Origin of the sequence: Micromonospora sp. KC207, assembly GCF_004348615.1 — a bacterium.
Lineage (GTDB): Bacteria > Actinomycetota > Actinomycetes > Mycobacteriales > Micromonosporaceae > Micromonospora.
On sequence record NZ_SMKJ01000365.1, the window covers coordinates 1 to 5590 of the forward strand.

At 71.8% G+C, this 5590-nt stretch carries 1 protein-coding gene; it reads right to left on the minus strand.

Annotated elements, in window-relative coordinates; translation table 11 throughout:
* A partial coding sequence (locus E1258_RS29200; protein WP_305847283.1) for an SDR family NAD(P)-dependent oxidoreductase occupies window positions 1-5578 on the minus strand: 5578 nt, incomplete at its 3' end.
* Between the last annotated feature and the right edge of the window lie 12 nt (window positions 5579-5590).

The following is a 5590-nucleotide window of genomic DNA, read 5'->3' on the forward strand; positions in this document are numbered from 1 at the left end:
CCGCCACACCCGCAGCCGCCTGCGTATGCCCAATATTCGACTTCACCGACCCCAACCACAACGGCTCACCCGAACCCCGACCCTGCCCATACGTGGCAAGTAACGCCTGCGCCTCGATCGGATCACCGAGCCGGGTCCCCGTGCCGTGCCCCTCCACCACGTCCACCTCAGCCGGCGACAAACGCGCATTCGCGAGGGCCTGCCGAATCACCCGCTCCTGCGACGGACCATTCGGCGCCGTCAACCCATTCGACGCACCATCCTGATTCACCGCACTACCCCGCACCACCGCCAACACCGGATGCCCCCTACGCCGCGCATCCGACAACCGCTCCACCAAAAGAAGACCCACACCCTCACCCCAACCAGTGCCATCAGCCGCACCCGCAAACGACTTGCACCGACCATCCGCAGCCAACCCCCGCTGCCGACTGAACTCCACAAACAGATTCGGCGTCGACATCACCGTCACCCCACCGGCCAACGCCAGATCACACTCACCCTGCCGCAACGACTGCACCGCCAGATGCAACGCCACCAACGACGACGAACACGCCGTATCCACCGTCACCGCCGGCCCCTCCAGGCCCAGCGTGTAGGCGACCCGGCCCGAGGCGATGCTTCCAGCGTTGCCGTTGTTCAGGTAGGCGCCGACATCCTCCGAGACGTCCCGGAGCCGCACGGCGTAGTCGCTGTACATCACTCCGGAGAAGACGCCGGTGCGGCTGCCGCGTACCGAATGGGCGTCGATACCGGCCCGCTCGAACGCCTCCCACGACACCTCCAGCAACAACCGCTGCTGCGGATCCATCGCCAACGCCTCACGCGGACTGATCCCGAAAAACCCCGGATCGAAATCCGCAGCGTCGTGCAGAAAGGAGCCGACGGCTACGTAAGACTTGCCGGCCTTGCCGGGGTCCGGGTCGAAGAGTTCGGCCACATTCCAGCCGCGGTCCGCGGGAAGTTCCGAGAGGGTTTCCACACGGTCGCTGACCAGCCGCCAGAAGTCCTCCGGCGAGCTGATGCCGCCGGGGAACCGGCAGGTCATCGCCACGATCACGATCGGGTCACCGGTGTGGTCCACCGCCACCGTGCCCGGCACGGCCGGCCGCGGCCGGCGACCGAGCAGTTCCTGGCGGAGGTGGGCGGCCAGCCCCAGCGGGGTCGGGTGGTCGAACACGAGGGTGGCCGGCATCCGCAGCCCGGTCGCGGTGCTGAGCCGGTTGCGCAGCTCCACCGAGGTGAGCGAGTCGAACCCGATGTCCTTGAACGCCTGCGTTGGCCCGACGGCGTCGGTCGTGGCATGACCGAGCACGGCGGCGGTGTGGCCCTGGACGAGTTCCAGCAGTGCCCGGTCGCCTTCGGCGTCGGTCATCGCCGCCAGCCTCTCGGCGAGGGTGTCAGCGCCTGCGACGGCGGCCTTTGCGGCCCGGCTCCGCCGGGCGACCGCCGGTGCCAGCCCGCGCATCAGGACCGGCAACGAGTCTGCGGCGGCGCTGCGCAGCACGGGCCGGTCCAGACCAGTGGCGGCAACCACCGGGTACGGCGTGACGAGCGCCGAGTCGAGCAGGGCGAGCCCCTCCTCGGTGCTGACCGGGCGGGTGCCGGAGCGGGCCATCCGCCGTACGTCCTCATCGCCGAGGTGGCCGGTGAGGCCGCTGCGTTCCTGCCAGAAGCCCCAGCCTACGGAGACGGCCGGCAAGCCGGCGAGGCGGCGATGTTGGGCGAGCCCGTCGAGGAAGGTGTTCGCGGCGGCGTAGTTCGCCTGGCCAGGACCGCCGAACAGGCCGGCGATCGACGAGAACAGCACGAAGGCGGCGAGGTCGTGGCCTCTGGTCAGTTCGTGCAGGTGGACGGCGGCGTCGGCCTTCGGCCGCAGCACCGCGCTCAGCCGCTGTGGGTTCTGCTGTTCGAGGATGCCGTCGTCGAGAGCACCGGCGGTGTGCACCACCGCGGTCAGGGGACGGTCTGGCGGCAGTACGGCGAGGAGCGCGGCCACCTGGTCCCGATCGGCGGTGTCGCAGGCGACAACCACCGGTTCGGCGCCCAGGTCGCGCAGCTCCGCGACCAGCTCGGCGACGCCCTCGGCGGCGGCGCCGCTGCGGCTGGCCAGCAACAGATGGCGTACGCGGTGCGCGCTCGCCAGGTGCCGGGCGACCTGCCGGCCGAGCACCCCGGTCCCACCGGTGATCAGTACGGTGCCGGACGGGTCGAGGCCGTGCGGCACGGTGAGCACCAGCTTGCCGACGTGTCGTGCCTGGCTGAGGTGGCGCAACGCGTCGCGGGCGTCACGGACGTCCCAGGCGGTAAGCGGCAGGAGTCGCAAGGCTCCTGCTTCGAGCAGTGCCACCACCTCGCGCAGGATCTCACCGATCCGTTCCGGCCCGGCCTCGCCGGTGTCGAAGGCGCGGTAGTGCACCCCGTCGTGGTCGGCGGCGACCTGTTGCGGGTCACGGATGTCGGTCTTGCCCATCTCGATGAACCGGCCGCCGGGTGCGACCAGCCGCAGCGAGGCGTCCACGAACTCGCGGGCGAGGGAGTCGAGGACGACCTGGATGCCGCGGTGGCCGGCGACCGCCCGGATCCGCTCCGCGAAGTCGAGGCTGCGCGACGACGCGATGTGGTCGTCCGCGAAGCCCTGCGCCCGCAGGTTGTCCCACTTGCCGGGGCTCGCCGTGGCGAACACCTCGGCACCGAAATGCCGGGCCAGCTGCACCGCCGCCATGCCGACTCCGCCGGTGGCGGCGTGGATGAGGACCTTGTCACCGGCGGTGAGTCCGCCCAGGTCCCGCAGGCCGTACCAGGCGGTGGTGAAGACCACCGGGACGGTGGCGGCCTCGGCGAACGACCACCCCGCCGGCATCGGTACGAGGGTCCGGGCGTCGGCCACGCTGAGCGGCCCGAAGGAGCCGGGCAGGAAGCCGAGCACCCGGTCACCGACGGCCAGAGCCCTCACCCCGGGGCCGACCTCGGTGACGATGCCCGCGCCCTCGGTTCCGAGCAGGGCGTGTTCGGGGTACATGCCGAGGGAGATCAGGACGTCGCGGAAGTTCACCCCGGCGGCACGTACGGCGACGCGCACCTGCCCGACCGCCAGCGGTGCGACCGCGTCCGGGCAGGGTACGAACTGGAGGTCGTCGATCGTCCCGCCGTCGCCGACGAGTTCCAGACGCCACGCTTCGGACGGCCGGAACTCGGGCACCGGCGGCGCCGTCGGCGCCGCCGGCGCCGTGGTGGCCAGCCGCGGGACGTGGGGTGTGCCGGAGCGGAGGGCGATCTGGGGTTCACCCGAGCCGACGGCTGCGGCGAGCGCCCGGTGCGATTCCGGCTGTTCGTCGACGTCGGTCAGGACGAATCGGCCCGGATGCTCCGACTGGGCGGAGCGCAGGAGGCCCCAGATCGACGCCTGCGCGGGCCGGGCGACGGCGTCGCCCGGAGTTACGGCGACCGCCCGCTCGGTGACCAGCACCAACCGGCTGTCGGCGAGGGCCGGCTCGGCGAGGAATTCCTGCACCTGCCGTAGCACCGCGGAGGTGAGCCGGTGTGTCCAGGCGGCGTCGGCGAGTTCACCGTCCCGGGGGCAGGTGGCCACCACGACGTCCGGGGGCGTCCCGCCAGCGGCTGCCTCGGCGACGACGGTGGCCAGGTCGGCGCGGGCCTCGACGTCCACGCCGACGGACGCGAGCGGACCGACCAGGTCCAGTCCGTGGCCGTCGACGACGGTCCAGCGGCCCGCCGGCGTCTCGTCGGGAACCGGCACACCCGGCCAGTCCAGTCGCAGCAGGGCACCGGATCGGGTCGGCGTCTCGAGCGCGGCGGCCTCTCGCAGTACGAGCGAGTCGACGGTGGCGACCGGGGCACCGGTGACGTCCGCGACGTGGATGCGGATCTCCCGGTCGCTGAGGCGGGTGAGGTGGACGCGGAGCCGGTCCGCCCCGGCTGCGTGCAGCCGTACGCCGGTGAAAGCGAACGGGAGCAGCACGACGGCAGGGCTGGTGCGGTCGCCCTCGGTCAGCAGCATGCCGTGCAGGGCGGCGTCGAGCAGGGCGGGATGCAGCCCGAAGGTGGCGGCGCTGTCCCGCGCGTCGTCCGGCAGGTCGACCTCCGTGTAGACGTCGTCGCCGGCCAGCCATGCTGCCCGCAGGCCCTGGAAGATGGGGCCGTATCCGTAGCCGACTTGGGTGAGGCGCTCGTACAGGTCACCGATGTCGGCCGGGGTGACGGCGGACGGCGGCCAGGTGGTGAGATCGGTGCCACCCGAGGCCGGCCCGGCGGCGAGGATTCCTTCGGCATGGCGGGTCCACTCACCGTCGTCTCCCGATGGGCGGGCCGACACGGTCAGCGGGCGGTCGCCGTTCTCGTCCGGCTGGCCCACCCGGATTTGCAGGTCGACGCCGCCGGTGGGTGGGACCGTCAGGGGCGCGTGGAGGGTGAGCTCGCGCAGGACCGGTGCGCCGACCTCGTCGCCGGCCCGGATGGCCAGCTCCACGAAGCCGGTGCCGGGCAGGATCACTGTGCCACCGACGGCGTGGTCGGCCAGCCACGGGTGGGCGGCCAGGGAGAGGCGACCGGTGAGCAGGACCTGGTCGCCCTCCGCCAGGTTCACCACGGCGGTCAGCAGCGGGTGCCCGGCGGCTTGCAGGCCGGCCGTGGTGACGTCGCTGCGGGTCCCGGCCGGAGTCAGCCAGTAGCGCTGGTGTTGGAAGGGGTAGGTGGGGAGGTCGGCGGGGGTGACACCCGTGAACAGGGTGGCCCAGTCGATCGGCACGCCCTGCACCCACAGCTCGGCGGCTGAGCGCAGCACCTGGTCCCATCCGCCCTCACCTCGGCGTAGGGTGCCCACGACCACTGGTTGGTCGATCCCGTACGTCAACACCGGATGCGCACTGGCCTCCACGAACACGTCGAACCCTTCAGCCGCTGCTGTCTCGATCGCGTCGGCGAACCGCACCCGCGACCGCAGGTTCGCATACCAGTAGCCGGCGTCCAGCCCGTCACCGGTGACCACCTCACCGGTCACCGTCGAGTACAACGGCACGGTCCCCGTCCGGGGCCGCACTGATGCCAGCCCGGCGAGCAGGTCTTCCCGCACGGTCTCCACCTGCGCGGTGTGTGAGGCGTAGTCCACCGCGATCCGCCGTGCCCGGACCCCCCGCTGCTCGCACACCGACACCAGCGCGTCCACCTCACCAGGGACACCACCGACCACCACCTGCCCCGTGCCGTTGACCGCCGCTACCTGCACGCCCGGGGGCAGCAACGGCTCCACCTGCACTACCGGCAGGCCGATCGAGGCCATCGCCCCAGCACCGGCCAACCGCTGCCGGACGATCCGCGACCGGGTCACGACCACCTGCAGCGCGTCATCGAGTGACAGCATGCCCGCCACGAACGCCGCCGCGATCTCACCCTGCGAATGACCCACCACCGCACCCACCGGCAAACCCAACGACTGCCACACCCGCGCCAAACCCACCATCACCACAAACGACACCGGCTGCACCACATCCACCCGGTCCAGCCCGCCACCACCGCGCAACACCTCCACCAACGACCAATCCACCAACCCCGACAACACCCCCTCACACTC